Annotated in this window: 24 protein-coding genes and 1 pseudogene; 16 read left to right on the forward strand and 9 right to left on the reverse strand. The window is 72.1% G+C overall.

Annotated elements, in window-relative coordinates:
* The first annotated feature begins 18 nt into the window (after nt 1-18).
* Genes ACRAKI_RS18875 through surE form a run of 4 tightly spaced genes read left to right on the forward strand, consistent with a single transcriptional unit; the run spans nt 19 to nt 3682 of the window.
* Nucleotides 19-702: an RNA polymerase sigma factor gene (locus tag ACRAKI_RS18875; RefSeq protein WP_447001822.1), complete on the forward strand. Its 684-nt coding sequence runs from the start codon at nt 19-21 to the stop codon at nt 700-702.
* A complete protein-coding gene (locus ACRAKI_RS18880; RefSeq protein WP_447001823.1) occupies nt 695-1963 on the forward strand; it encodes a hypothetical protein in 1269 nt (422 codons plus the stop codon). The genes ACRAKI_RS18875 and ACRAKI_RS18880 overlap by 8 nt, the downstream gene beginning before the upstream one ends.
* A 52-nt stretch (nt 1964-2015) precedes the next feature.
* Nucleotides 2016-2936: a PfkB family carbohydrate kinase gene (locus ACRAKI_RS18885; RefSeq protein ID WP_447001824.1), complete on the forward strand. Its 921-nt coding sequence runs from the start codon at nt 2016-2018 to the stop codon at nt 2934-2936.
* Complete coding sequence (gene surE / locus ACRAKI_RS18890; RefSeq protein ID WP_447001825.1) at nt 2933-3682, forward strand: 5'/3'-nucleotidase SurE; 750 nt, start codon at nt 2933-2935, stop codon at nt 3680-3682. The genes ACRAKI_RS18885 and surE overlap by 4 nt, the downstream gene beginning before the upstream one ends.
* Before the next feature lie 19 nt (nt 3683-3701).
* Here surE and ACRAKI_RS18895 read toward each other — a convergent pair whose 3' ends face one another.
* The 5 genes from ACRAKI_RS18895 to ACRAKI_RS18915 all read right to left on the reverse strand — a co-directional run bounded on the left by ACRAKI_RS18895 (nt 3702) and on the right by ACRAKI_RS18915 (nt 9663).
* Entirely contained in the window at nt 3702-3842 is a 141-nt protein-coding gene (locus tag ACRAKI_RS18895; RefSeq protein WP_447001826.1) for a hypothetical protein, read from the reverse strand.
* Between the two features lie 114 nt (nt 3843-3956).
* Nucleotides 3957-6176 (reverse strand): rhamnogalacturonan lyase family protein, encoded by a 2220-nt coding sequence (locus tag ACRAKI_RS18900; RefSeq protein ID WP_447001827.1) that lies wholly within the window; start codon nt 6174-6176, stop codon nt 3957-3959.
* 190 nt (nt 6177-6366) lie between these two features.
* Nucleotides 6367-7410 (reverse strand): LacI family DNA-binding transcriptional regulator, encoded by a 1044-nt coding sequence (locus ACRAKI_RS18905; RefSeq protein ID WP_447001828.1) that lies wholly within the window; start codon nt 7408-7410, stop codon nt 6367-6369.
* 79 nt (nt 7411-7489) lie between these two features.
* Nucleotides 7490-7810, reverse strand: coding sequence for an L-rhamnose mutarotase (locus ACRAKI_RS18910; protein WP_447001829.1), 321 nt, complete (start codon nt 7808-7810; stop codon nt 7490-7492).
* A gap of 29 nt (nt 7811-7839) precedes the next feature.
* Complete coding sequence (locus ACRAKI_RS18915; RefSeq protein WP_447001830.1) at nt 7840-9663, reverse strand: DUF6807 family protein; 1824 nt, start codon at nt 9661-9663, stop codon at nt 7840-7842.
* Between the two features lie 251 nt (nt 9664-9914).
* Here ACRAKI_RS18915 and ACRAKI_RS18920 point away from each other — a divergent pair, with 251 nt between their 5' ends.
* The 6 genes from ACRAKI_RS18920 to ligD all read left to right on the forward strand — a co-directional run bounded on the left by ACRAKI_RS18920 (nt 9915) and on the right by ligD (nt 16452).
* The gene (locus ACRAKI_RS18920) at nt 9915-12137 is read left to right on the forward strand and encodes a rhamnogalacturonan lyase family protein (protein ID WP_447001831.1); all 2223 of its coding nucleotides are present in this window, start codon (nt 9915-9917) and stop codon (nt 12135-12137) included.
* A 193-nt stretch (nt 12138-12330) separates the two neighbouring features.
* Entirely contained in the window at nt 12331-13197 is an 867-nt protein-coding gene (locus tag ACRAKI_RS18925; RefSeq protein ID WP_447001832.1) for a DUF4231 domain-containing protein, read from the forward strand.
* 63 nt (nt 13198-13260) lie between these two features.
* Nucleotides 13261-13581: a hypothetical protein gene (locus ACRAKI_RS18930; protein WP_447001833.1), complete on the forward strand. Its 321-nt coding sequence runs from the start codon at nt 13261-13263 to the stop codon at nt 13579-13581.
* Nucleotides 13582-13737: 156 nt separating this feature from the next.
* The gene (locus ACRAKI_RS18935) at nt 13738-14352 is read left to right on the forward strand and encodes a hypothetical protein (RefSeq protein ID WP_447001834.1); all 615 of its coding nucleotides are present in this window, start codon (nt 13738-13740) and stop codon (nt 14350-14352) included.
* Complete coding sequence (locus ACRAKI_RS18940; RefSeq protein WP_447001835.1) at nt 14352-15479, forward strand: MFS transporter; 1128 nt, start codon at nt 14352-14354, stop codon at nt 15477-15479. Before ACRAKI_RS18935 ends, ACRAKI_RS18940 begins: the two co-directional genes overlap by 1 nt.
* A 28-nt stretch (nt 15480-15507) precedes the next feature.
* Nucleotides 15508-16452, forward strand: a complete 945-nt coding sequence (gene ligD, locus ACRAKI_RS18945) for a non-homologous end-joining DNA ligase (protein ID WP_447001836.1) — start codon at nt 15508-15510, stop codon at nt 16450-16452.
* A gap of 59 nt (nt 16453-16511) precedes the next feature.
* Here ligD and ACRAKI_RS18950 read toward each other — a convergent pair whose 3' ends face one another.
* The 3 genes from ACRAKI_RS18950 to ACRAKI_RS18960 form a co-directional block, all read right to left on the reverse strand.
* Nucleotides 16512-17261, reverse strand: a complete 750-nt coding sequence (locus ACRAKI_RS18950) for a GH12 family glycosyl hydrolase domain-containing protein (protein ID WP_447001837.1) — start codon at nt 17259-17261, stop codon at nt 16512-16514.
* Between the two features lie 342 nt (nt 17262-17603).
* The gene (locus ACRAKI_RS18955; RefSeq protein ID WP_447001838.1) at nt 17604-18719 is read right to left on the reverse strand and encodes a putative glycoside hydrolase family 15 protein; all 1116 of its coding nucleotides are present in this window, start codon (nt 18717-18719) and stop codon (nt 17604-17606) included.
* A gap of 691 nt (nt 18720-19410) precedes the next feature.
* Nucleotides 19411-19890, reverse strand: a complete 480-nt coding sequence (locus tag ACRAKI_RS18960; RefSeq protein ID WP_447001839.1) for a hypothetical protein — start codon at nt 19888-19890, stop codon at nt 19411-19413.
* Nucleotides 19891-20112: 222 nt separating this feature from the next.
* Here ACRAKI_RS18960 and ACRAKI_RS18965 point away from each other — a divergent pair, with 222 nt between their 5' ends.
* A complete protein-coding gene (locus tag ACRAKI_RS18965) occupies nt 20113-20310 on the forward strand; it encodes a TauD/TfdA dioxygenase family protein (protein WP_447001840.1) in 198 nt (65 codons plus the stop codon).
* 173 nt (nt 20311-20483) lie between these two features.
* Nucleotides 20484-20555 (forward strand): annotated as a pseudogene (locus ACRAKI_RS18970) (hypothetical protein); the annotation flags it as partial.
* Between the two features lie 104 nt (nt 20556-20659).
* Here the strand turns inward: ACRAKI_RS18970 and ACRAKI_RS18975 are convergent.
* A complete protein-coding gene (locus ACRAKI_RS18975; RefSeq protein ID WP_447001841.1) occupies nt 20660-21481 on the reverse strand; it encodes a bifunctional DNA primase/polymerase in 822 nt (273 codons plus the stop codon).
* A gap of 239 nt (nt 21482-21720) precedes the next feature.
* Between ACRAKI_RS18975 and ACRAKI_RS18980 the strand changes: the two genes are divergently transcribed.
* From ACRAKI_RS18980 to ACRAKI_RS18995, 4 genes are all read left to right on the forward strand, one after another.
* On the forward strand, nt 21721-22122 hold the full coding sequence (locus tag ACRAKI_RS18980) for a four-helix bundle copper-binding protein (protein ID WP_447001842.1): 402 nt from the start codon (nt 21721-21723) through the stop codon (nt 22120-22122).
* Nucleotides 22123-22258: 136 nt separating this feature from the next.
* Complete coding sequence (locus ACRAKI_RS18985) at nt 22259-22828, forward strand: YbhB/YbcL family Raf kinase inhibitor-like protein (RefSeq protein ID WP_447008451.1); 570 nt, start codon at nt 22259-22261, stop codon at nt 22826-22828.
* A 300-nt stretch (nt 22829-23128) separates the two neighbouring features.
* On the forward strand, nt 23129-23860 hold the full coding sequence (locus ACRAKI_RS18990) for a class I SAM-dependent methyltransferase (RefSeq protein WP_447001843.1): 732 nt from the start codon (nt 23129-23131) through the stop codon (nt 23858-23860).
* Nucleotides 23861-23900: 40 nt separating this feature from the next.
* Nucleotides 23901-26696, forward strand: coding sequence for an AAA domain-containing protein (locus tag ACRAKI_RS18995; protein WP_447001844.1), 2796 nt, complete (start codon nt 23901-23903; stop codon nt 26694-26696).
* Nucleotides 26697-26703 lie beyond the last annotated feature (7 nt).

Raw genomic sequence — 26703 nt, forward strand, 5'->3', positions numbered from 1 at the left:
GGTGTCCTCATACAGGGCATGACGGAAGCTCCAACGGACGCGATCGGGGTGGTGGCGTCGGCCGCCGCGCCCGGTGTCGGTCCACCCCCAGGACCAGACCCGGCGACGTCGGGCCCGGCGGAATCCGACCCGCCGGAATCGGAGTCGGACGCCGAGCTCTGGCGCACCATCGCGAGTGACGGGCCGGAGGCGCACGCCGCCTTCACCGAGCTGTTCCAGCGGCACGCCGAGGCGGTGTGGAACTACGCCTACCGGCTCACGGCGTCGTGGGCGCAGGCCGACGACCTGCTGTCGACCGCGTTCCTCAACGCCTGGCGCAGCCGGGGAAGGGGTCTGCTGACGCGGGACTCCGCGCGACCGTGGCTGTTCACCGTCACGTCCCGGCTGGCCCGTGACGAGCGCCGCGCCGGCGCCCGGCTGGCCGCGTTGCTGCAGCGGTTGTCCCGCACGACCGCCGTGCGCGACCACGCCAACGCGGTCGTCGAGGGGGACTTCGCGGAACGCCGCCTGCGCCGCGTGGTGAAGGCCGTCGACCGCCTGCCGCGCTCCGAGCGCGAGGTCGTCCGGCTGTGTCTGCTCGGTGAAATGTCCACGGCCGACGCGGCCCGGCTGCTCGGCATCGCCGAGGCCAGCGTCCGCTCCCGCACGTCCCGTGCCCGTGCCCGACTCCGCGAGCTGCTCAAGGAGGACTCCGATGACTGACCTGGACCTGCCGCCGGACAGCCCGCTGCCCGACGGCGTGCGCGCCGCCGCGCTCACCCGCTTGCGGGCCGGGTTGGACGCGCCTCCCCCGCGCCGGCTGCCCCTCAAGATCGCCGCCATCGCGGTGGCCGTGGTGACCGCGGCGACCCTGGCCGTGCAGCTCGCCGACCGCGGGGACTCGACCGGGACGACCGCTTCGACGGCGGCGGAGATCCCCGAACTGCGCCACTTCGACGCCGGCCTCTTCTACGACCTGCGCACGGGTTCCGCTCCGGACGGCGCGGCGCGGCGCTGCCACGCCAGGTCGACCGGCCTGCCTCCCGCCGACCAGTGGGCCCCGATCGCCACGGCGTCCCTGCACCGGGTGGAGTTGATGGCGTTCGAGACCGCCGCGGGGATCGTGTTCTGCGAGAACACCCCCATGTCGGTCACCGTGTCGTCGCCACAAACCGACCCCGGCGCGCTCACCGTCGCGTTTACCACGGCGACCGGCTCGATGGCGGGGTTCAACGGATCCGACCATCGGTCGTTCACGCTTGCCGCCCGCACGGAGGAGGAGCGCAAACGCGCCATCGTCGCCCGATCCGGCCGGCTGTTCCTGATGCCCGACGGCTTCGTCGCCGACGGCGTCGTCGCACAGCCGGAAGTGGTGACCTCGGCCGAACTCGTCCAGAGCTTCGAACTGGCCACGCCACCGCCTTCCCCCACCGTGGTCGACCGGCCGGTGACACCCGAGAATCGCGACAACGTCGAAGGACGCCGACTCGGCGAGTGCCTGGTCGACCAGCCGCAGCCGGTCGCGGATCCCTCCGCGTGGCGGGCCGGGCAGGCGGTCCCCCTGACCGCGACCGAGTCCGTGCAGTTGGGCCACTACCGGGACTTGCTGCTGCTGTGCCGTGAGAACCGGACCGTCGTGGTGCACGACCTCCGACGGCGCGACGCCCCGGAGTGGAGCAGGACGGTCATCGCCGGCATGACGGTGCGTGGGGTGCTGATGTACTACGACTTCTTCCAGGACGTCCAGGACGGCACCGCTTTCGCCATCTCCGACACGCGGGCCATGATCGCCGAGGTCACCGACGCGCGGGTCTCGACCGTAACCCTGGTCGTCCCCGGCGGTCCCGACGTCACGGCCGAACCCGTGGCGGGCTCCGTGGTCCTGCGGGGCCTGAAGTCGAACGACGTGGGCTCGACGGAGGCGCGGATCGTCGTCCGCGACGCCGCCGGAACCGTCCTGGAGGAAGTCACGCACGAGTTCTGAGTTCACCGGGCCCGGGTGCTTCGATCACGGTCAAACCGGGTAGCTCTCGGTCATGACCGGTCGAGTAGCGGTGTTCGCGCCGTCGCCTGAGCTGACGGTGACAGTGGAAGAGCTGGACGGCACTCCCGACATCCACATCCACGCCGGAGGGCAAGGGGTGTGGATGTCGCGCATGATCGAATCCCTGGGCGCCGAGGTGGTGCTGTGCTCGGCGTTGGGCGGGGAGACCGGGCAGGTGCTGCGGAACCTCATCGGGGTCGAGCTGAAGGCGCGTGACGTGGCCGCCCGCAACGGCGGGTACGTGCACGACAGGCGTGAAGGCGGACGTGACGAGGTGGTGCGGATGCCCGCCGACCCGCTGTCCCGCCACGAGCTGGACGACCTGTACGAGATGACCCTGATGGAGGCGCTGAAGGCGGGTGTCGCGGTGCTCAGCGGTCCCGCCGCGGACGACACCCCGGTGCCCGACTCGGTGTACGAACGCCTCGCCAAGGACCTCGGCGGCAATGGCTGCCGCGTGGTCGTGGACCTGTCCGGCGAGCGGCTCACCGCCGCGCTCGCGGGCGGCCCGACGGTGGTGAAGGTCAGCCACGAGGAGTTGGTGTCGGACGGGCTCGCCGACTCCGACTCCCTGCCGGACCTGGTCAAGGGTGCCTTGAAGGTCGCCGACTGCGGCGCGAGCGCGGTCGTCGTGTCCCGGGCCGCGGAGGAGACGCTGGCCTGGATCGACGGCGCCCTGTACCTGGTGGAGGTGCCCGATCTGAGCCCGGTCGACACGCGCGGCGGCGGTGACTCGATGACCGCCGGACTGGCCGCCGGGCTCGCCCTCGGCAACTCGATCGAGGAGTCGCTGAAGCTCGGCGCGGCGGCGGGCACGGTCAACGTGACCAGGCACGGGCTGGGCACCGGCAGCGGTGACGTGGTGCGAGAACTGGTCGACCGGGTGCGGCTGAAGCCGTGGGAGGACGCATGAGGGTGCTCATCACCAACGACGACGGCATCGACTCGCCGGGGCTGGCCGCCCTGGCGCGCGGCGCGGTGGCGCACGGGTGGACGACCGTGGTCGCCGCACCCGCCGCCGAGGCCAGCGGCACCAGCGCGGGGCTGACCGCCGCCGAGGACCACCGACGGGTCGGGGTGGAACGCCGTGACCTGCCCGGACTGGACGGCGTGCCCATCCACGCCGTCTCCGCGCACCCCGCGCTCATCGCCATGGTGGCCGCGCAGGGCGCGTTCGGCGACCCGCCCGACATCGTGCTGTCCGGCGTGAACCGGGGCGCGAACGTCGGCCGCGCGGTGCTGCACTCCGGCACCGTCGGCGCCGCCCTGACCGCCGCCATCAACGGCGCTCGCGCCATGGCGGTGTCCCTCGACGTGGGGCTGGACCTCGACGACCACCACCACTGGGACACCGCCGTCGCGGTCGCCTCAGGGCTGTTCGACCGGCTCGCGTCGCTGCCGGCCGGCACGGTGCTCAACCTCAACGTGCCCAACTGCGCCGACACGCGCGAGCCGCGCCGGGCGAGCCTCGCCGAGTTCGGTTCGGTGCGGAGCCGGGTGAAGCACACGGACGACGGCACGATCGGCATCGCCACCGTCCTGGTGGAAGGCGAACTGCCACCGGGCAGCGACGCCGCGCTGCTGGCGAGCGGCCACCCGACCCTCACTCCCCTGCGGTCGGTGGCCGAGGACCTCGACCTCGTGTTCGAACCGTCCTGATCGTCTGGTTCGCACCGGCCTAATCGTCGTCGGTGCGCTCCCCCGTCACGGGTTCGCCCTGGTCCGCGTCGGGCCTGACCAGCGCGTCCTCTGCCCCGTTCACCAAATCGGGGCCGCCCCACTGCCCGCCGTCGCTCTGACCCAACCGGTGTTTCGCCATGCTGTGCTCCCATCGATCGCCGGACTGGTACCCACTTCCGGGCGACCTCACACGCTTGACGCGGTGGCCCACGCCTAGGCTGTGGCGCGGGCCACCGACGTTCACGGTCGTGGATCAGCGGGCGTAGTAGACGTCCGGCCAGGGCGCGGACGCGGTGCCGTTCCCGATGTGGAAGCTCGGGTGCGGCGGCTGGTTGTACGCGGTGTTCTGCCACGCGATGGCGACGCGGTACATGGTGTCGTGCATCAACGTGGGGATGCGCCGGTCCGTCTGGTGCGGGGTGGAGTAGATCCGCAGCGCGGAGTTGTCCGAGGTCCGCCAGACGACCTCCTCCCGCCAGTCGCCCAGGATGTCGCCGGACAGCGCGGGGGTGGCCTTGGTGCCGTTGTTGGACGCCACGCCGCTGCCGGTGAGCAGGCGGGTGTCGCCGGAGGTGCCGTACTTGTCGATCCTGGTCTGGTCGAGCAGCTCGCGGGACGAGTCGCCGTCCCACCAGATCAGGAAGTTCGCCGACGACGGCTTGCGGCCGATGGCGGTGCCGCTGGTGTTGCGCATCTGCGTGTCCGCGCTCGACCACGACTCCGCGCCGGGACTGCCCGCGTAGATGTCCGCCGAGATGCCGCGGCCGTTGTCACCGGCAGGGGCGGTGGTCCACAGCCGCTGGCCGGTGCGGGCATCGGCGAACCAGGATCCGGGCTTGGACGAGTCCTCGGACACCTTGTAGTACTCCAGGCCCGGACGGGACGGGTCCAGGTCGCCCAGGTGCGCGGCGTCGCCGTGGCCGAGGCCCGTGGTCCAGAGGCCGCGGCCGTTGTCGTCGATGGTGGCCGCGCCGTAGACGATCTCGTCCCGACCGTCCTGGTCGACGTCGCCGATGGTCAGCGAGTGGTTGCCCTGACCCGCGTACCCGGAGTTGCCCGAGGCGTTGGAGTCGAACGTCCACCGCTTGACCAGCTGGCCGTTGCGGAAGTCCCAGGCCGCGACCACCGCACGCGTGTAGTAGCCGCGCGCCATGATCAGGCTGGGCCGCGCGCCGTCCAGGTACGCGGTGCCCGCCAGGAAGCGGTCCACCCGGTTGCCGTAGTTGTCACCCCACGACGACACGTTCCCGCGCGGCGGGTCGTAGTCCACCGTCGACCTCGCCGCACCGGTCTGGCCGTCGAACACGGTCAGGAACTCCGGGCCGGTCAGGACGTAGCCGCCGGAGTTGCGGTGGTCGGCGCTCGCGCTGCCGATCACCGTGCCGCGACCGTCACGGGTGCCGTCCGCGGTCTTCATCGCGACCTCGGCGCGACCGTCACCGTCGTAGTCGTACACCTGGAACTGGGTGTAGTGCGCGCCCGCGCGGATGTTCCGGCCCAGGTCGATGCGCCACATCCGGGTGCCGTCGAGCCGGTACGCGTCGATGAAGACGTTGCCGGTCACGCCGGACTGGGAGTTGTCCTTGGCGTTGTCCGGGTCCCACTTCAGCACGAACTCGTAGTCGCCGTCGCCGTCCAGGTCGCCGACGCTCGCGTCGTTCGCGCTGTACCCGACGCCCGGCGACTGGATCGGCACGTCCCGGTAGCCCGCGCCGAACGAGAGCGAGGGCGGGGACGCCGGCTGCTCGGACCCGTTCACGATGGCGCTGACGGTGTAGGTGGCGTCCGCGGGCGCGCCGCTGTCCAGGTAGTTGGTGGAGGCCGTGATCGGCGTGCTCGTGATCCTGGTGCTGCCCCGGTACACGAGGAAGGAAACGGTGGACGGGTCGCCGGCCAGCAGCCGCCAACTGACCAGGTTGCCGGTGCCGGAGCGGACGCTCACCACGCCCCTGTCCAGCCGCTCGGCCTGCTTGCGGCCGGTCGGGTCGGACGGGCCGGGCTGCTGGGTCGTGGAGGACGTCGTCGTGGTCGTGGTCGTCGTCGGGGTCGGGTCCACGGCACCGGTGCACGTGACGCCGTTGAGCTTGAACGTCGAGGGCACGCCGACCTGGTCGCCGGTCATCGTGCCGTTGAAGCCGAACGACGCCGTACCGCCGGTCGGGATGACCCGGTTCCAGTCCACGTTCGACGCCGTCACGCTCGCACCGTCGGAGTCGAACGTCGCGTTCCACCCCTGGCCCATGCGCTCGGAGCCGGGGAACGCCCAGGCGAGGGTCCACCCGTCGACCAGGTCGCCGACGTTCCTGATCGTCACGTTGGCGGAGAACCCGCCCTGCCACTTGTTCTGCACCACGTAGTCGACCCCGCAGCCGGGCGCCGCCGAGGCCACGCCGACGACCACCGTGCCTCCGGTCAGTGCGATGATCGCCGTGGCGGCGGCGATCGAACGCACTCTGAACGAGTTGGTGAGCACCGTTGCTCCTTCGTCGTTGTCCTGGGAGCGCTCCCAGAAGCACCTGGGGTCATGCCCCGGTCGCGACCATGACAGCACCGCGATCGAGCGGTCGTCAAGCCTGAAACGGTCAATATCCCGTCCGGTGGAACGGCCTGGAGGTGCGATCCGACCACGTCAAGCCTGTGTTGAAGCGTTCAAACGCCGACGGTCATCGGTAACGCCGGCGCGCCCTGGGCACCCGGCGACTCGACTCGCGGACGACCAACTCCGGCGCGAAGAGCACGTGCCGGTGCGCGTGCTCGGCCGGTCTCAACGTCTCCTCGATCACCAGCTCCGCGGCCGTCCGGCCGATCAGCTGGCGCGGCTGGCGCACCGACGTGAGCGGCACGGCCGCGGCGGCGGCGAAGTCGATGTCGTCGTAGCCGACGATCGCGATCTCCTGCGGCACCCGGACACCGGCCCGCACCAGCACCTGGAGCACGCCGAGCGCGAGCAGGTCGTTGGCGCAGAACACCGCGTCCGGCCGGGTGCGGGTGGAGCGGGCCAGCAACTGCTCGCCGGCGCGCTGCCCGGACACCACGTTGAGCGCCGCGACCTTCAGCTCCTCCAGCACCGCCGCGTCACGGCCGGCCTTGCGCACCGCGTCCACCGCACCCTCGTGCCGCTGCCGGGCCTGGTGGATGCGCGACGGCCCGTTGACCATCACGATCCGCCCGTAGCCCTCGGCGAGCAGGTGGGTGACCGCCGATTCGCCGCCCAAGCGGTCGTCCACCGCCACCGCGCACAGGTCGGGATCGGTGGTCGGGTGGTCGAGCAGCACCACGGAGATGCCCCGCTCGCGCAGCCTCCGCACGGGCGCCAGGTCGGTGTCCACCGGCGTGATCAGCACGCCGTGCACCCGCTGCTCGGCCAGCAGCTCCAGGTGCCGCGACTCGCGGTGCCCCGACTCGTCGCTGTTGCACAGGACCACCACGTGCCCGGCGTCGCTGGCGGTGTCCTCGACGCCGCGCGCGACGTCGGTGAAGAACGGGTTGCCCACGTCGAGGACCACGAGCCCGATGGCGCGCGGCGTGCCCGAGCGCAGCTGCCGGGCGGCGTCGTTGCGGACGAACCCCAGCTCCACGATCGCGCCCATGACGCGGTCCCTGGTGGCCGGCGCGACGACCTCGGGCCGGTTCAGGACGTTGGAGACGGTGCCGACGGACACCTTCGCGCGCGCGGCGACGTCGCGGATGCTCACCGATGACGCCACCGTGCCTCCTCGGCGGACCACAGGGTCGGGACGAACCGCTGGATCGGACCGTTTCACGGTCCAGTGGTCCAGTCCAGCGTCAGTCCAGGTGGAAGACCTCCACCAGCGGCTTCATCGCCTCGTCGGGATGTCTGCCGTCGAGCGCGACGAAGAACTCCGCCATCTCGGCCTGCCAGCGGTCGTTCACCTCGCGGTCCCGCATGCCGCGCTGGGCGGCGTCCCAGTCCGGGGTTTCCAGGTAGCCGACCAGGAGCCCGTCGTCGGCCAGGAAGAGGCTGTAGTTGCCCCAACCGGTCTCGCGCAGCGCCTCCCGCATCTCCGGCCACACCTCGCGGTGCCGTTCCCGGTACTCCTCCAGCCGCTCCGGGCGGACCCGGAGCAGGAAGCACACACGTCGCACGCCAACCTCCGCTGTAGAACGTCCACAAGCTACGGGCAGCGCACGCCGTCGTAGAACGCCACCCGCACGGTGATCTCCCGCTCCTGGCCTGGCGCCAGCACCACGGGCTCGTCCCACGCGAGAGCGGAGCCGATGCCCTGGTACTGCCCGACCCGCACGAACCACGGGTCGGTCGGACCCGACACCACTGCCGTCCACGGGCGGGCGGGGTCGCCGACGACCACCGCGAGCCACGGCGCGGTCCGGCCGTTGACCTCCTCCTCCCCCACGCCGTTCGGGCTGTGCACCCGCACGTACATCGGGTCGAGGTCGGGCAGCCGCCAGAACCAGCCGCCGTAGCCCGCGCCCGCCCGACCCTTGCTCCCGGGGCTGTGCAGCACCACGTCGCGCTCGGCGGTCAGCACGCTGGTCCACTCCAGCTCCCAGCCGCCGGTCACGACCCGGCGGCGGACGCGCCGACGTTCGCGCAGCAGGACCTCGCCCGCCGAGTCGCACCAGGCCAGCCCACCGGGACCGGTCTCCTCGACCTGGCCCAGCTCCCCCGGCACGTACCCCTGGCCGGGCACGTAGTTCCGCCCGCCCCACAGGTTGACCCCGTTCACGTCGGGCAACGCGAGGCCGATGCCCCGGTGCCACGGGTGGTCGTCCGGGTGCTCGCCGGTGACCACGACCCCGCCGAGCGTGCGCACGGGGTGCAGGGCGGGCCTCGGCACCACCAGCGGGAGGCGCACGCCGTCCCAGCCGTGCCGCGCCACGCCGGCCAGCGGCGACCACGGCACGTCCAGTTCGGCGAACGTCCGCAGGTGCTCGGCCGCCTTCGCCACCACGTGGTCGACGCCGTCGACGTCCACGCGCTTGCCGTTGCGCCGCAGCCACACCGGGTCGATCGGCGCCGGATCGGGCGCGGTGCGCACCGCCTCCAGCACCCGCATGAACCCGCCGGTCGCGGCCAGCGGCGCGTGCAGCGGCACGTCCGGGTCCCCGAGGTGGTCCACCAGGTTCCGCAGCGGGCTGTCGTGCCGGTACCGCTCCTCGATGCCGTCGACCACCAGCCGGTGCCGGGTGTAGTGCAGCTCGGCGCGCTTGCGGCTGCCGTGGACGACGAGCACCGGTTCCCGCTCGACCTCCGCGCACAGCGTCACCGCGACCACCACGACCGTGCCGTTGCGGGTGCGCAGCCGCAGGCAGGAGGTGTCGTCGGCCTCGATGTCGCGGGCGCGCAACAACTCCAGCTCGATGTCGCCCACGTCGCCCACGCCCGTGCTGCCGTCGAGCGCCAGCGCGGTCGCGATGCCGTGCGCGAACGGGTTGGTCAACGCGCCGTCCACCACCGGCACGCCGTCGAGCGTTCGACGGCCGGCCCACGGCGCGCGGGTGTAGTAGGCGTCGTCGCGGGACCACGTGCCGCGCACGCCGATGCCCTTGATCTCGCCCAGCGTGCCGGAGCGCATCAGCTCGGCCAGCCGGTGCACGGCGTGCGAGCCCAGGCTCTGGAAGCCGACCTGCACCACCCCGCCCTCGGACCGCTCGACCAGCTCGCGCCAGTCGGTGAGCGTCGGCGTGGGCGGTTTCTCCAGCAGGAGGTGCGCGCCGGCGTCGAGCACCTGGTGCGCCAGCGGCACGTGCGTGTGCAGGGGCGTGGACACGATGCCGATGTCCGCGCCGCGCATCAACGTCGACAGGTCGGCGTCCACCGGCCGGTCGCCGATGAGCCGCCTGGCCTCGTCGTCCAGCGGGTGGACCTCGCACACGCCCGCGAGCCGCACCACCCCCTCGGCTTCCAGGGCGGCGATCTCCCGCAGGTACAGCCGCCCGTAGCCGGAAGCACCGGCGAGCACCACGCGGGGCGTCACCGGACGAGACACTCGGCCCATCACCCCGCCTCCGCCTTTGAATCGGTTCAACCAACCTAGGTGAGCCGGGTCACCGACGTCAAGACACCGGATTTGCCGTCGACAGCGGAAGGCGATCCGCTCTTGCCAATTGCGTTGAAACGGTTCATCGTGTGGCGTCGTCAGGCACCTCGCGCAAAGTCGCGCTCCCTGGAGGCCTCAACATGACCCGCGTCAGACCCCTGTCCGCCGTCCTGACGGCACTCGCGATAGTGCTTTCCACAGCCCCGGCCTCGGCCGGCTCCCCCACTGAGGCCACACCCGGCGGACCGCGGCTGGAACGCCTCGACCGCGGACTGGTCGCCGCCCGCACCGCCGCCGGCGTGCACCTGAGCTGGCGGCTGCTGCGCCACGAGGCGACCGGCCACACCGACACCGGCCTCGACGGTCCGGCGTTCGCCGTCTACCGCGACGGCAAGAAGATCGCCACGGTGACCGACAGCACCAACTACCTCGACCCGGAAGGCGGCTCGCAGTACCGGGTCGCCCCGCTGGTCCGCGGCCGGCAGGGCGATCTGAGCAAGCCCGTGTCGCCGTGGGCCGGCGAGCACTACGACCTGCCGCTGAGCAAGCCCGCCGACGGCGTGACGCCGACCGGCGAGGCGTACACGTACTCCGCCAACGACGTGAGCGTCGGCGACGTGGACGGCGACGGCAGCTACGAGTACGTCGTGAAGTGGGACCCGTCCAACTCGAAGGACGTGTCCCAGATCGGGTACACCGGCCCGACCTACGTCGACACGTACCGGATCGACGGCACCCTGCTGCACCGCGTCGACCTGGGCGTGAACATCCGCTCCGGCGCGCACTACACGCAGTTCCTGGTCTACGACTTCGACGGCGACGGCCGCTCGGAGATGATGATGAAGACCGCGCCCGGCTCCAAGGTGACGTCCTACGACCGGCGCGGGAACGTGGTGTCGGAGCGGCACGTGACCATGCCGCGCGAGGACGTCCGGGCGGGCTACTCGCACAGCGACGACTACCGGCTCAGCGCCGAGGGCTACTACGAGCACGTCGTGGAGATGTTCCGCGGCTGGCACCGGCACCCCGAGGTGCTGGCGGGGAACTGGCCCGCGACGCTGGAGCAGGCGTTCGGCATCGACCCGGTGTACAGCTACCCGCTCTCCGACGTGGACGCCCGCGCGCTGGCGGACCACTTCGTCGACGTGTACGCGCCGAGTCGCAGCGCCCGCAACAACCTCCGGGCGTTCGCCGGGTTCATCGTCGACGGCCCCGAGTACCTGACCGTGTTCGACGGCAAGTCCGGCCGTGAGCTGGAGACCGTGCGGTACGAGCCCGGCCGGCACGACGACGGGCTCATGTGGGGCGACTACGCGCTGGGTCGGATCGAGCCGGGCAACCGGGTGGACCGGTTCCTGGCCGGTGTCGCGTACCTGGACGGCAAGCGGCCGTCGGCGGTGTTCGCCCGCGGCTACTACACCCGGACGACGCTGGTGGCGTACCGGTGGAACGGCCACAAGCTGACCAAGAACTGGTTCGTGGACAGCGGGTGGGTGCCGATGAGCAACCCGTTCAACTTCCCGGTTCACGGCCGGGACGGCACGTCGCCGGAGTACGGCTCGCTGGCCACGCAGGGCGCGCACTCGTTGAGCGCGGCGGACGTGGACGGCGACGGCAGGCACGAGATCGTGTACGGCGCATCGACCATCGACCACGACGGCAAGCTCCTGTACAGCTCGTCGGCCGTGCTGCCGACGGGCAGCGCGGACCCCGGCGTGGTGGCACGACTCGGGCACGGCGACGCGTTGCACGTGACGGACATCGATCCCGCGCGGCCCGGCCTGGAGATCCACATGGTGCACGAGGGCGGGACCTACGCGCCCTACGGCTACACGCTGCGGGACGCGGCCACGGGCGAGGTGATCTACGGCGGGTACACCGGCCGGGACACCGGGCGCGGCATGGTCGGCGACGTGCTGCCGGAGGAACCGGGCCTGGAGACGTGGGCGTCGGTGCCCGGCGGTTCGGGCGCGGTCGGGCTGTGGTCGGCGGACGGGCGTCCGCTGTCGGCCGCCATCCCCGGCACGAACGCGAGCATCCGCTGGGCGGCGGACCTGACCACGCAGATCGTGGACGGCGCGGGCGAGGCGACGCCGACGATCAAGGACTGGCGGCGCGGGACCGTGCTCACCGCGACGGGCACGCGGACCAACAACGGCACCAAGGGCAACCCGTCGCTCGTGGCCGACGTGTTCGGTGACTGGCGCGAGGAGATGGTGGTGCGCACGGCGGACAGCTCGGCGTTGCGGATCTTCCTCAGCACCGAGGTCACCGGGCACAAGCTGTACACCCTGATGCACGACCCGCAGTACCGGGTCGACGTCGCGCGGCAGCAGACCTCGTACAACCAGCCCGCGTACACCGGCTTCTACCTGGCCTCGGACACGGACTGGTCGAAGGTGCCGCGCTAAACGGCCCCAGTCGGCACAACACGGCCGCGCCGCACCCCCCTTCGACGTGGACCCGGTGGTTCACTCGGAGGGGGTGCGGCGCGGCCGGACACATTGGCGGGCAATGCTTCCGCGTCGACGGCGGGTCACTCGGCGGTCGGTGGCGCACCCGGTGGAATGATCGAGTCCGCTGGTGCGCCAGAGACGGAGGGACATGACCGACGCCGATTTGCCCGGGTTCTTCCACGACGCCGACCACGCCTCGCAGCGCGGTCAGCGGTTGACGCTGCTGTGGAGCAGGATCCGGCTGTTCTGCGCCATCGCGGCCGGGCTCGGCGGGGCCCTGGAGTGGAAGCTCGCCGACAACTTCCACCCGTGGGCGGCGTTGGCGCTGGTGGCGTTCTCGGTGGCGCTGGTGGTGGAGATCCTGCTGTGGACGCAGCAGCCCGAGCGCGAGTGGTACTCCGGGCGCGCGGTCGCCGAGTCGATCAAGACGCTGGCCTGGCGGTACGCGGTGGCCGGGGCGCCGTTCTCGGCCGACGTGGCGAAGCCGAGAACGTTGTTGCAGGAACGCGTGAACGAGGTGATCGCGCAGGGCGGGCAGCGGCTGCCGCTGGAGAGCGACGACCCGTTCGCCACGGCCTCGATGACGACGCTGCGGGCAGCACCGTTCGAGGAGCGCCGGAAGGCGTACCTGGAGAACCGGCTCCAGGTGCAGAAGAACTGGTACGCGGAGCGGGCGAGGGTCAACCGGCTGCGCGCGACGCAGTGGCGCACCGCGCTGATCGTCGGCGAGGTGCTGGCCGTGGTGCTCGCGGGCGGGCGGGCGTTCGGCCTGTGGGAGGTCGACCTGTCCGGCATGCTCGCGGCGGCCCTGGCCAGCGGCGCGGCGTGGCTCGGGACGCGGCGGCACTCGACCCTGGCGACCAGCTACTCGTTGGCCGCGCGGGAGCTGGTGCTGGTGCGGACCAAGCTGCTCGACTCGGACGAGGAGTCGTGGGACGCGGCGGTGGCGGAAGCCGAGGAGGCGATCAGCCGGGAGCACCAGTTGTGGCTGGCGTCCCGTCCGGTGGAGGGCTGAGCGCTTGAACGCCGCGTAGTCGTACTCATGCGGCACCGCCGGATGGACGTGGAGACTGGGCGAATGGACGAACTCGACCAGCGGAAGCGCAAACGCCCGGGTGTGGCGTTCGCGGGTTCCCTCGTGCCGATCGCGCTGCTGCTGGCGGTGATGGCGACCCACCGCGCCCAGGCCTTCGACGTCCTGGGCTGGCACGGCGGCGAGTACGCGTACCTGTTCATCGGTATCGCGTTCGGGGCCATCGTGGTGGGAGCGCTGCTCAAGACCGCCCGGCCGCCGTGGGGCTCGGTGGGCACCGGCATGATCCTCGGTGGCGTCCTCGGCGTCCTGATCGCCATCGCGGTCGTCGCGCTGTTCCTGATCGCCTTCTCCCGGATGTCCTGAGCCGTCCCGGGGTCCGCGGCCCGGTCCACAGTGGACCGGATTCGTGATCTTCTCCGTCACTCGACCGATGTCTCCGCACGACTGCGGCCTCATCGTGGGTGCATCGCACCGATGCCCGCACAACGACGTGCGGCCTCACCGGGAGGTGCACCCAGCATGATCCACTCTGTTCCCGCCGCTCGCCAGGACGACGCGAGCGCCCGTGCCGAGACGATGGCCCGGTTCCTCCGGGACGTACCCGTCCCCTTCACCCGTGTGCTGTCCCTGTGGGTGGGCTACCGCCTGCGCCGCGACCCGCGGCAGCCCGACACCGCCCACTCCCTCACCCCGCGCCAGGCCCACCTGCTCGGCTTACCACCGCACACCACCGTCACCCGGCGGGAGGGCTACCTCGTCCCGTACCTGGGCGATCAGGGCCCGCGCCTCGCCGCGATCACCGCCCTGGTGCACCGGCGGGCGCTGGAGCTCGACGAACCCGGACGCGAAGACCTCGCCAAGGGCTACGTCCCGCTCGGGATGCTGGTCGCCGACGCCCGCCGGGCCACCCACTACGCCGCCACCACGCCGACACCCGACGATCCCGACTTCGCCGACCCGCTGCCCGACGAGCCCGGCGACGTCCCCGCGCTGTGGTGCCAGGCCACCCTGCTCAGCGCCGGCCGGCCCGTGGCGCTGGTCCGGGAGACCGTCTACCGGGTGGCGTTCACCGGCCGCAGGCCACCCGACCTGTCGCTCCACCTGCCCCCGGCGCCGCCACGCCTGGTGTCGTGATGCGCGCCCGGACCTCCGCGCTGGCCGCGACGACGGTGGCGGCGGGGTCCAGCGGGTACGTGGTCGCGGCGGTGCTGACCGAGGTCGCCGCCGACCACGGGGTCACCACGGCCGCGGCGGGCCAAACGATCACCGCGTTCGCCCTGGCGTACGCGATCGGCTCGCCGCTGCTGGCGATGCTCACGGCGCGCGTCGAACGGCGTGCCCTGTTGGTGGCCGCACTGCTGGTCGCCGCGCTGGGCAACGTCGGCGCCGCGCTGGCCCCGACGTTCGACCTGCTGCTGGTGGCCCGCGTGCTGACGGCGTGCGGCGCGGCCCTGGCCACTCCGGCGGCCACCGCGGTCGCCGCCGGACTCGACCCGGACCACAAGGCGCGGGCGATGGCCGTGGTGACCGGCGGTCTGACGGCGGCCACCCTGCTCGGTGTGCCGGCCGGGCGGTTCGTCGCCGACCAGTCCGGCTACCGGGCGTCGTTCGTGCTGGTGGCGGTGTTGTGCGTGGTTGCCGCGTCGGTGGTGCGGGTCGCGGTGCCGCGGGTCCGCCCCGGTCCGGTATCGGGGTTCCGACAACGGCTGGCGCCGCTCGCCGACCCACCGGTGCAGCGACTGCTGGCCGTGTCGCTGCTGGCGTGCCTGGCCACGTTCAGCGTGTACGGCTACCTCGGCCCGATCACGGGCCGACCGGTGGACGGCGGTCACCTGCTCGCCTACGGCGTCGGCGGGGTGCTGGGCAACGTGATCGGCGGTCTGGCCGCGGACCGCCACGGGCCGCGCACGCCGTTGCTGGTGGCGCTGGGCGGCTGCGCGGCGGTGCTCGTGCTGCTGCCGGCCGCGCTGACCGGGACGGCCGCCTTCTTCGTGATGGCCGCGTGGGGCGCGTTGTTCTGGGCGTTCAACCCGCCCTTGTTCGCGGCGCTGGTGGCGGTGGACCCGGACCGGGCGAACCTCCTGCTCGCCCTGAACGCGTCCGCCATCTACGCGGGCATCGCGGGGGCCGGTGTGCTCGGCGGCGCGGTCGACGCCCCGGCCGTCCCCCTCGTGGCCGCCGTCGTCGCGGTGGCGGCCACCGCCATCGCCGCCACCGCGATCGCCACTCCGGCCCGGGAGAGGAGGCTGGTGACGCGCTGATCGGCGCGATCCGGGTTAGGTTGCCCGCATGGCCGGAAAGGTGCCTTCGGTGGAGTTGGAGGTCGGGGACCGCGTCGTGCGGATCTCGAACCCGGATCGCGTCTACTTCCCCGCCCGCGGGGAGACCAAGCTCGACCTCGCCCGGTACTACCTGGCGGTCGGCGACGGCATCGTGCGCGCGCTGCGGGACCGGCCGTGCATGATGCACCGCTTCCCGTCCGGGGTGACCGGCGAGAAGGTGCACCAGAAGCGGCTGCCGCAGGGCGCGCCGCCGTGGGTGCCGACCGTGCGGGTGCACTTTCCCCGGTACGACCGGCATGCCGACGAGCTGTGCGTGGCCGACGTGGCGGACGTGGTGTGGGCGGTGCAGATGTCGACCGTGGAGTTCCACCCGTGGAACTCGCGGCGGTCCGACACCGAGAAGCCGGACGAGTGGCGGATCGACCTCGACCCGATGCCGGACTGCCCGTTCGACCGGGTGCGGCGGGTCGCGCACGTGGCGCGCGAGGTGCTGGACGAGTTGGGCGCGGTGGGTTGGCCGAAGACGTCCGGCGGGGCCGGGATGCACATCTACGTGCGGATCAAGCCGGAGTGGGGGTTCGCGGAGGTGCGGCGGGCGGCGTTGGCGTTCGCTCGGGAGGTGGAGCGGCGCGCGCCGGACGACGTGACCACGGCGTGGTGGCGGCGGGACCGTGATCCGCGCAGCCTGTTCGTGGACTACAACCAGAACGCCCGTGACCACACGATCGCCGCCGCCTACTCGGTGCGGGGCGTGCCGGAGGCGACCGTGTCGACGCCGGTGCGGTGGGACGAGGTCGACTCGCTCGACCCGCGTGACTTCACCATCGCCACGGTGCCCGCCCGGTTCGCCGAGCTGGGCGACCTGCACGCCGGGATCGACGACGCGGTGTTCGGGCTGGAGCCGTTGTTGGACTGGGCGGACCGGGATGGCGAGGAAGTCCACGAGGAGTGAGGTTTCAGCGTTCGGCGCTGTCGGGCGCGCCTGGTCGGCGGGCGCGCCCGACATGCCCGTTACCCGCTGACCGAGGCGGAGAAGTTGTCGACAGCCAGGCCGACGCCACCGTTCCAGGGTTCGAAGCCCGCCTGGATGCTGGTCAGGTACCAGGAGCTGGTGATCGCGCCACGGTTGCGCACGTCGTTGACGAAGTCCAACACGTTGAACGACCAGGAGTTGATCGGCGAGGGCGCCACGTAGGAGATGACGTTGTTCGCGCCGTTGCTGCCCCGCCACACCTGCCAACTGCGGCCACCGACGGTGGCGTTGCCGACGGCGCTGCCGATGGGCTGGATGGAGCCCTGGCGGTTGAACCAGATCATGATCTCCATCTGGTTGACCCCGTTGGTCTTCGGCGTGGGGTCGAGCCAGATGTCGTAGGAGGCGTTGTAGGTGCCGCCGGCGTAGCGGTAGTTGATCGACGATGTGGCACTGCGGATGCGACTGACCTGCATCGGCAGGTTCGAGCCGGGGGAACAGTTGGTGTAGTGGCAGCCCAGGAACGCCGAGGGGTAGGACAGGGGCGCGCCGTTGGTCGGGGCGGAGCCCTGCTGCTGGGTGATCTGGAACCCGGTGGAGGTGACGTTGATGCACTGGGTGGCCGAAGTGCCCCACCGGTTGTTCTGGACCACGTAGCGGCCCTGGATGGTGGTCGATCCGTATTGCTGGCAGATCGTCGTGTCGGCTTGGGCCGGTCCTGCGCCGGCGAGGACCGTGCCCGCGGCCAACAGGCCGATGGCGACGAGTGCGCGGACGGTGCTTCGCATGGGAACTCCTTCCGACGGACTCGCAGCGGCGGGTGCGACATCCGAGAGACCGTTGACGGAATGAACGCCTCGGGTACGTCGCCCGACAGGGCGATATCACCTTTCCGGTGACCTACGGGGAGCGGATCGCTGGAGAACCGAGTGGCCGCGGGTGTGACAGCACCACTCCGCCCTCCTCGTCGAGGTTCTCCGCAAGTGTTCTGGGAGCGCTCCCAGAACACTTGACTGTAGCAAGCCACGCCCGTTGTGAACAGAGATCGCGCCTGCCTCCCCGGCGCACCGACCCGATGGCCGAACTCCCGCGCCGTGCGTGACCGGAGGGGTGGGCGAGCGGGGTTCAGGTCAGCAGGGCTTGCGGAGAATGGCCCCGGAAGTGCCCGCCAGCGACACCGATGTGACCTCCGCGCCGCGCTCGTCGGCGTGCGCGCTGCCGAGCCGGACCGTGACGGACCCGCTCTCGGTCCGGTTCGCGTTGACCACGACCGTGCCGCACGAGAAGTCTCGCTGGAACACGTTCCCGGCCACCGACCGGTACAGCCCCGCAGGCGTGCCGAGGTCCCAGTCGTACTCCGCGTGCCACGGTGACGGGTCGTCGTAGCCGTCGGTCTGGTCGACGTCCGCGATGGCCGCCCACTCGCCCGCCGCCATCAGGTAGCTGGCCAGCGCGTACCGGTACGGCCGGTCCTGGCCGGCGGTGAAGTGCGGCTGTACCCACGTGATCTTGCCGCGGGCCTCGTTCGAGGCGATCTCGGCGACCTGCCTGCTCCACCCCTCGGGGTACTCGGACAACAGGTTCCGGTCGTCGAACGTGAGCCACCACTCGTCGAATCCGCCGTCCAGGTGCTCGGTGTAGGCGTCCCAGGCACCGGCGTGCAGGCGGGCGTTGGACAGGTTCGCGACCGTCTTCAACCCCGCCGCCACGAATTCGCCCCGCGTATTCGCGAACATCGATTTGTACGCGTCCTGCAATGCAGCGTCGGTCGGGTACTTCGCCGGACACACGCCTTCATGATATGCGTCGCACGGGAAAAGGGCGTTGTCCATGAACACGCCGTCGAATCCGGCGGCGGTGCTGCTCTCGATCACGTTCGCCGCCCAGGTGTCCTGGTAGGCGGTGTTGCCGACGTCCATCTGCCAATGCCCGGAATAGCCGCCGTACTCGAACCGGCGTCCGTTCGGATCGAGCAAGAACCACTCCGGGTGGTCCCGTTCCGCCTGGCAGTACCCGACACCGGTCGGCAACTGCGCGTCGTCCGCACCGTTGCGGCACGCGTACGAGCGGGTGGACGACAGGTCCTTGTAGACGAACACCTGGACCGCCGGGTTCGCCGCCTTGAGCTTGGGGACCATCGCGCCTTCCCAGGCGTTGAGCACGATGTAACTGCGTCGTTTCGCCTCGGTGACCAGCGTGGCATCGGACACCGGCGTCCCGTTCCAGTGCAGCCAGAAGGACTGCACCCGCCCTCCTCCCGCAACCGCGTCGCCGCCTGTGGCACTGGAGGGTGTCACCAACGCGGATGCAGCCGCGATGCCGGCCACGACGGACAGCAGTGCGCGGCCCCTGCCGCGGCGCGCCGACCGGCGTCGGACACGGTCGTTCCGATTGCTCAAAGACATGCCGGTGCTCCCGTACGGCAGGCGGCACCCATTGTCGATCAACACGACAATGCCGATCCCACAACAGGGGACAATGGGCGCGCCCACCCTCGTGTCGGTGGCGCGAAGGTCTCCTACCGGCCAGTAGAAGAATGCGCGACCGCAGTAGAACCGTTCACCGGCCGACAGGTCAAGTAACGCACGCCACACTACGCACAAATTCGCCGTCTCTATTGGCCGAGCCTTTCGGTCAACTGGTAAAAGATCATGACATCGGTAGTCGACCGTTCACAGCGCGCACAACTTTGCGGGGATGATCCGGCTGCAGCGGCTTCCGAGTCGCACCTGACCGGTCCACCGGTCCGCCCGTCACGGCACGGCGAGCAGGGAAATCCGGGAGGGCAGGGCGGCGGAGAAGCCGTCCGCCACCGCGAGCGCCGCCACGACCTCTGCGACGGCCGGGTCGGTGGAGTCGGCAGCTCGTCCAGCGGGTGGTCGGTGAGGTCGACGCCGATCAGCTCGGTCGGCTGCCGGACCGCGCGGACCGGGATGATCAGGTCGTCCAACTCGCCGGCCAGCCGCTCGGCCTCCACCGCCTCGTCGATGGCGTGGGTGATGAACACGACCGTCTCAGCCAGTCGATCCACAGGGTCAGCTCGTCGTCCACGATCGTGCCTCCCCTCTTGGCGACGCCGGTGGACCGCCAGTACCTCAGCGCGGCGGGATCTTCGTTGCGCCCGCGCTTGGTGAGGATCTCGACCTCGCGCTCCGCCACCTGCTCGCGCGGCGTGGTCCGGCTCCACTCGATCGCCTGCACCACGCCGGTGACGAAGGTCCGCACGGTGCCCGGGTTGTCCTTGAGGAACTGCTCGGTGACGACGTACGTGCCCGCGGTGGACGAGCCGAGCACGTCGACCTCGATCTGCCGCTGCCGCACGGACTGCTCGATGCTCACCGGCGGCACCGCGATCGGCTCCACCTTCTTGATCCCGTCCGGCGACAGGCCGTTGCGCTTGAGGTAGATGCCCGGCATCGCCTCGTGGTGCGCGCCGAGGGCATCTCCGAGACAGCACCACTGGTGAAATTAGGAGCACCTCGACGACCCCGGTCAGCTCGCCTTCGCCCGGCTCCTCGCCGAACCGGCTGTTGGCCCACCCCACGGTCAAGGGTCGAGAGCACGCCAACGTGCTGCCGATCGACTCCGACCACGGCAAGGCCAACAGCCGGCACATCGACGTCACGTCCGCGGACCGGGGTGCCGGCGATCAGCATCCTGCGCGCCGTCCAGCTCCCGCCCTACGGCGGCAGCACGGTGTGGGCGAACACGGCCCGCGCGCAAGACAACCTGTCGCCGGCACTCAAGGCGCTTGTCGATCGGCTGTGGGCGGTGCACACCAACGTCTACGACTACGCGGGCCACGTCGACTCGGCCCGAATGGGGGCGTGGACGTGAAGGAGGAGGTTGACCGCGACGGGTCAGGCACAACGGTACGAGACCGAGCACCCGGCGGTGCGGGTGCACCCGGAGACCGGCGAACGGGCCTTGCTGCTCGGCCACTTCGTCAAGCGGATCGTCGGCTTGACGAGTGGGAGTCGCACGCAGTCTTCCCACTGCTCCAGGAGCGGGTGACCCGGCTGGAGAACACGGTGCGCCGGCAGTGGACGGACGGTGACGTCGCGACCTGGGACAACCGGGCCACTCAGCTCTACGGCGTCGCGGACTACGACGACGCGCGCCGCCGCCTGCACCGGGTCACGATCGCCGGTGACGTGCCGATCGGTGTCGACGGCGTCGCCAGGTTTCAGCGCAGCACGCGTGGTCGACGGCGGCCCAGCGCGATGCCGTTCTCGATGTGGTGCAGCGACTCCCGCTCGGTCCAGCCCTCGACGCCGTTGTGCGCGGACGCGGCGGCCAGCAGGAGCGACGTCGCGGTGGCCTCGTCCAGCCAGCCCGCGCCGACCAGTTCGCCGAGCCGGCACGCGGCGGTGAACACGATGTGGGCGCGCCCGCCCGGTCTCGCCTGGCGGACGCGCTCCACCTCGCCCTCCACGGCGGCGGCGCGGTAGGCGTCGATCCGGCGTGGCGAGGGCCGTTGGGCTGGGATCGGCAGGTCCTCGGGCGGCGGTGGGGTCAGCACGGCGACCAGCCACTCGGGCGCGGGCGCCACGGCGGTGTCCCGCAGCACGCGGTAGCGGTGGGGGCCGAGCAGCGAACCGGCGGCCACCACGTACCCGCCGACGCCCCTGGTGTCGACGTGCGGCGCGATCCGGCCGACGGTGTTGCCCAGCGGCACGTCCGGCGCCCGGAAGTAGCGGTGCTCTCCCCCGCTGGGCGTGGCGACCGTGTACGTGTCGCGCGGGTCCTCCGCGCCGTGCTGCCAGGCGCGGCGGGCGAACGCCTCGCGGCCGTGCGGGACGTCGAGGTCCACCACCAGCAACCCGGCGGGGCCGCACGCGATGCCGACGTTGTACGCCCGGCGTGACCACCAGCGCCTGATCCGGTCGCGGTCCAGCGTCGCCTCGTCGTCCCAGCCGCGCAGGACGGGCACCTTCCCGTGCGGGCGCAACGGCACCACGGGCCAGCCTCGTGCGGCGGCGGCCAGCGCCGCCCGGTACCTGCTCATGCTCGTTCCCCCTGGTGTCCGGGCAACGGGGGAAGCGCCACCGGTGTCCAGTCTGCCGGGGTCGGGACTGCCCGTACAGGGCCACCAGGACGCCGTGCGCCGAGCGAGCCGGAGTCCCGCCCGACCCCTTCTCGGGTGCCCACCGGGCCGCCGGACAACCCCCGTGGCCGTCCACGGATACGCGGCACGTCGAGTGGGTAGCCGACTGCAGACCCGATCGAACGGAGGCGTCAACGGCCATGACCGCGATGACGATGATGAACACCTACCCCGCCGAGATCAACCTCGACCGCCGCAAGCTGGCGGACACCATCGATGCGCTGATCGCGTGCGCGGAGGCGTGCACGGCCTGCGCGGACTCCTGCCTCAGCGAGAGCTCGGTGGCCGAGTTGACCAAGTGCGTGCGGACCAACATGGACTGCGCGGACGTCTGCGGCGCGACCGCACGGGTGCTGTCCCGCCACACCGGCTACGACGCGAACATCAGCCGCACGCTGCTGGAGGCGTGCGCGATGGTCTGCAAGTCGTGCGGCGACGAGTGCGCCTCGCACGCGTCCATGCACGAGCACTGCCGGGTGTGCGCGGAAGCGTGCCGGGCCTGCGAGCGGGCGTGCCTGGAGCTGCTGGCCTCCATGAGCTGACGGAGGTGTACCCGCTGCCGACGCGGGTAGGCCCCTAGCGGACGCGAGTGGAAGGGAGCCCACCATGCCCGATCCAGGGAGCCATGCCTACGACGTCCGCCGCACGAGGCTGCGCGCCGAGTACGACGACCGCGGCGTGCCCGACCAGAACGCCGACCGGGCCGCGAACGCGGAACTCCAGCGCGACCACCCGCCCCGTGCCGTCGGTGACCGGGCAGCCGGCCCACCCGGCGGTGGCGGCGGGGTCGAGGAGGACGGCGGCCTCCAGGCGCGCAGCGCCGCGTTCAGCGGCCACACGATGATCCCCGACCGGTACTCGTACGACGGCGGCAACACCTCGCCGCCGCTGGAGTGGTCGAACGTGCCGTCGGGCACGGCGGAGCTGGCGTTGGTGTGCGAGGACCCCGACGCGCCGAGCGGCACGTTCGCGCACTGGGTGGTCACCGGCATCCCCGCGGACGTGACCTCGATCGAGGAGGGCTCCGTGCCGCCGGGCGCGGTCGTCGGCCGCAACGGCTTCGGCGAACAGGGCTGGGGCGGACCCAAGCCACCGGTCGGCGACGAGCCGCACCGCTACATCTTCCGGGTGTACGCGGTGGACCGGCCGCTCGGTCTCGGCGAGGGCGTGACCGCGGACGACGTGCGCAGCGCGGTCGAGGGACGCGTGCTCGCCCACGGCACCCTCGTAGGCCTGTTCGGCCGCTGATCCCGAAGAACGCGGGTGGCGGACCTCGACGGTCCGCCACCCGCGCGTGCGTCAGCCCTGATCACTCCGCTGACCACCGGACCGTGCTCGTCCTTTCGTGAAGTGGCGCGCCTGTCGGTTGCCGCCGATGTCGGGGGACCGGGGCCGCCCGGATCACCGGTGCCGACGCGGTGGGCGTGCGCGAATGCCTCGCCCCGATCGGCGCCCCGCTCCTGCGCGCCGCCGTGATCCGCCCCTTCACGGCGTACTTCGCCGGTTTCGGCTACCCCGCCCTCTACGGCCGGCCCTAGGGTCGGTCCCATGGCGGAATCGGACGATCAGTACGACGAACTCGGCGAGCTCTACGAGCGCACCAAGCACATCCCGACGGGTCTGGCCGAACGCGCCACCTTCCTGTCCGCGCTGCCCGACCTGCGCGGCAGGTCCGTGCTGGACGTCGCCTGCGGCACCGGGTTCTACCCGCGCGAGTTCCGCCGCCGGGGCGCGGCCCGGGTGGTCGGCGTCGACTCGGCGGCCGAGATGATCGGCTACGCCCGCGAGGTGGAGAGCCGCACGCCGCAGGGCATCGAGTACCACCGGCACGACGCGACCACGTTGCCGGTGCTGGGCGTCTTCGACGTGGTGACCGCCGTGTGGCTGCTCGGGTACGCCGAGGACGAGGCCGCGCTCGACCTGATGATCGGCAACCTGCGCGCCAACCTCGCCCCCGGCGGCACGCTCGCCGTGCTGGTGCCCAACCCCGACGCGGACTGGGACCTGCTCGCCGACTACGGCCGCTACGGCTATGAGATCACCCGCACCGGACCGCCCGGCGTGCGGCAGCCCGTGGCGGTGCACGTGCTGGGCGAACCGCCGTTCGACTTCGACTCGTTCTTCTGGCCCGGCGACTCCTTCGAGGCGGCTCTCGCCCGCGGCGGCCTGGCCGACGTCACCCGGCACGTCACGGTGGTGCCCGAGGACGGGCGCGGCGAGGAGTTCTGGGGTCCGCTGCGCCGCAGCCCGAGCTTCGCCGTCTTCACCGGCCGCGGCTGATCCGGGGCCCGGTGTCGGACCGGGATGGCAGGATTTCCCCGTGACCGTTCCCGCTGTGCTGCGCACGCTGGCCCGTCTCAGCGCGTCCGAGCAGCCGCAGCGGGTGCAGCTGGACCTGACCAAGACCGCCGGGCTGGTGTGGCTCGGCACGGACGAGACCGCGTGGCGCGCTCTCAGCCAGCCCTCGGTGCAGCCGAGCTGGACGCCGATGCCGTGGACCGCGCGGGCGGACCAGCAGGCCACCGTCGAGCGGCTGGCGTCGTTCGACGCGTTGCACCAGGAGGACCGGCTGCTGAGACTGGGCTGGGCGTTCCTGTGCGGGCCGGCGACGGTGGGCGGCCAGCGCCGGCGGGTGTGCCTGCCGCTGGTCTCGCGGCCGGTGCGGCTGCACCACTCGGGCGGTCGGCGCTACCTGTTCCACGTCGCCGGTGACGTGGCGATGTTCCCGCTGGTCACCGACTGGTCGAAGGCGGCCGAGCTGGAGACGCGGCTGGCCAGGGGCGAGGAGTGGATCAGGGCGACGCTGGCGGCCGGCGGGTTCGGCGACGTGCCTGTGCTCGGGCCGGGGCACGACCCGGGCGGGCTGATCAGCGGGAACGACCTCGTCGTGGTGGCCGGGGCCGGGCTGCACGCGGGCGAGCCGGTGGTCAGCACCGAGCGCGGCGCGGCGCTGTACTCGTGGGCGCGCACGCGAGGGGTCGAGCAGACCGCCCTGGCCGGGCTGTACTCGTCATCGGAGGAGGACGTCGACACCGCGACGGGCGAGGTCGCCGGGGCGCTGCCGTTGAGCCCGAGCCAGCGGACCGCCGTGCTGGCCGCCCGCGACGCGCCGGTGACCGTGATCGGCGGCCCGCCGGGCAGCGGCAAGACCCACACCCTGGCCGCGATCGCGCTGGACACGGTGGCCTCGGGCCGTTCGGTGCTGTTGGCCAGCCGCACGCGCAACGCCGCCGACGTCCTCGGGGACGCGTTGCGGCGGGCCGGCGGGCCGGTGCCGGTGCTGTTCGGCGACTCCGAGCTGCGGCAGGAGATGGCCCGCGAGCTGAGCACCGGGCTGGCCGCCACCTCGGCCAAGGGCGAGCTCTCCCCCCTGGACCAGACCAGGAAGGCCGCCATCGCGGCGGTCGCGAGGATCGAACGCGCGGTCGGCGAGGCGTTGCGGGACGAGGAGCTGGTCGAGGCGGCGGTGAGGTTCCAGGCGCTGATGCCGGCCCACCGTTCGGTCGCGCCGCGCGCGTTCGACGACGGCGTGGACTTCGAGCGCCTGCACGGGCTCCTGCACGCGCGTCACGGGCTGTTCGGGCGGTGGCGGACGCGGTGGGCGGTCCGGACGGCACGGCGGCTGACCGGTGCGGCGGACGACGTGGACGCGGTGGACCTGGAGGCGGCGGTGCGGGCCGCCGAGCAGTCCGCCGCGCAGGTCAGGGTCGCCGCGAACGGCGGCACGTCGCTGGCCGCGCTGCGCGGGCTGCTCGCCCAAGAGGACGCGCGCGGCCACACCGCGATCGCCGCCTGGCTCGCCGCGCTCGCGGTGAGCAGACGTGGCGCCGGTCCACGTCGTGCGGTGGCGGCGTTGGCCACGTCGTTGCGCTCGGGACGGGCGGCGCGCCGGCGCGCGTTGGCCGAGATCTCGACCGAGCACCTGGTCCAGGCGCTGCCGCTGTGGGTGGGGACGCTGGCCGACGTGGAGGACATCCTGCCCGCCGTGCCGGGGATGTTCGACCTGGTGGTGATCGACGAGTCGAGCCACGTGGACCAGCCGCTCGCCGCGCCCGCGTTGCTGCGCGGCAGGCGCGTGGTGATCGGCGGGGACCCGCGCCAGCTGCGGCACGTGTCGTTCGTCGGCGACCACGCCGTGCGCGAGGCGTTGACGGCGGAGGGCACGGAGGCGTTGGCGGACCGGCTGGACGTGCCGAAGGTGAGCCTGTTCGACGCGGGCGCGGCGGCGGCCGGGGTGCACTGGCTGACCGAGCACCACCGCTGCGCGCCCCACCTGATCGGGTTCGCCGCGACCCGGTTCTACGAGGGCCGGATCGCGCTGCTCACGACGCACCCGTCGATCGCGGACGTGGACTGCATCGACGTCGAGCACGTGGCGGGGGTCCGCGACGCCAAGGGCGTCAACGAGGTCGAGGTGGACGCCGTGCTGGCGCACCTGCGCCGCCGGATCGCCGCCGGCGTCCGCTCGATCGGCGTGGTCACGCCGTTCCGGGCGCAGGCCGACGCGCTCGAACAGGCCCTGCTCGACCGGCTGAGCCTGGACGAGATCACCACGGGTGGGGTGCGCGTCGGCACCGTGCACGGCGTGCAGGGCTCGGAGTTCGACGAGGTGGTGGTCAGCCTCGCGCTCAGCGACGAGGACCGGCCCGCCGCCTGGCGGTTCGCCAACGACCGGAACCTGCTGGCCGTGCTGACCACGCGGGCCAGGCGGCTGGTGCACGTGATCACGTCGGCGGACGAGCCGGTCGGACTCCTCGGGGAGTACCTGCGGCACGCGGAGGTCCCGCCCGACGAGACCGAGGGCGTCCCGCCGTCCGACGACTGGACGACCCGGCTGGCGGACGAGCTGGCCCGGCTGGGCCTCACCGTCCGCGCCGGGTACCCGGTGGGTCAGTGGCGGGTGGACCTGGTCGTCGGCGAACGGGACTCGGCCGTCGCGCTGGACACCCGGCCGCACCCGGACGGCACGGCGGCGCACCTGGCCCGGTGGCGTGCCCTGCGCGGCGCGGGCTGGCGGATGCACGACGCGTTCCCCACGCGGTTCGCCCACGACCCGGCGCGGGCCGCCGTCGAGCTGGCCCAGGAACTGACCCGCCAACCCGCCCACCACTCGTGAGGCCCAC

The sequence above is a fragment of the Saccharothrix isguenensis genome, from assembly GCF_052936305.1.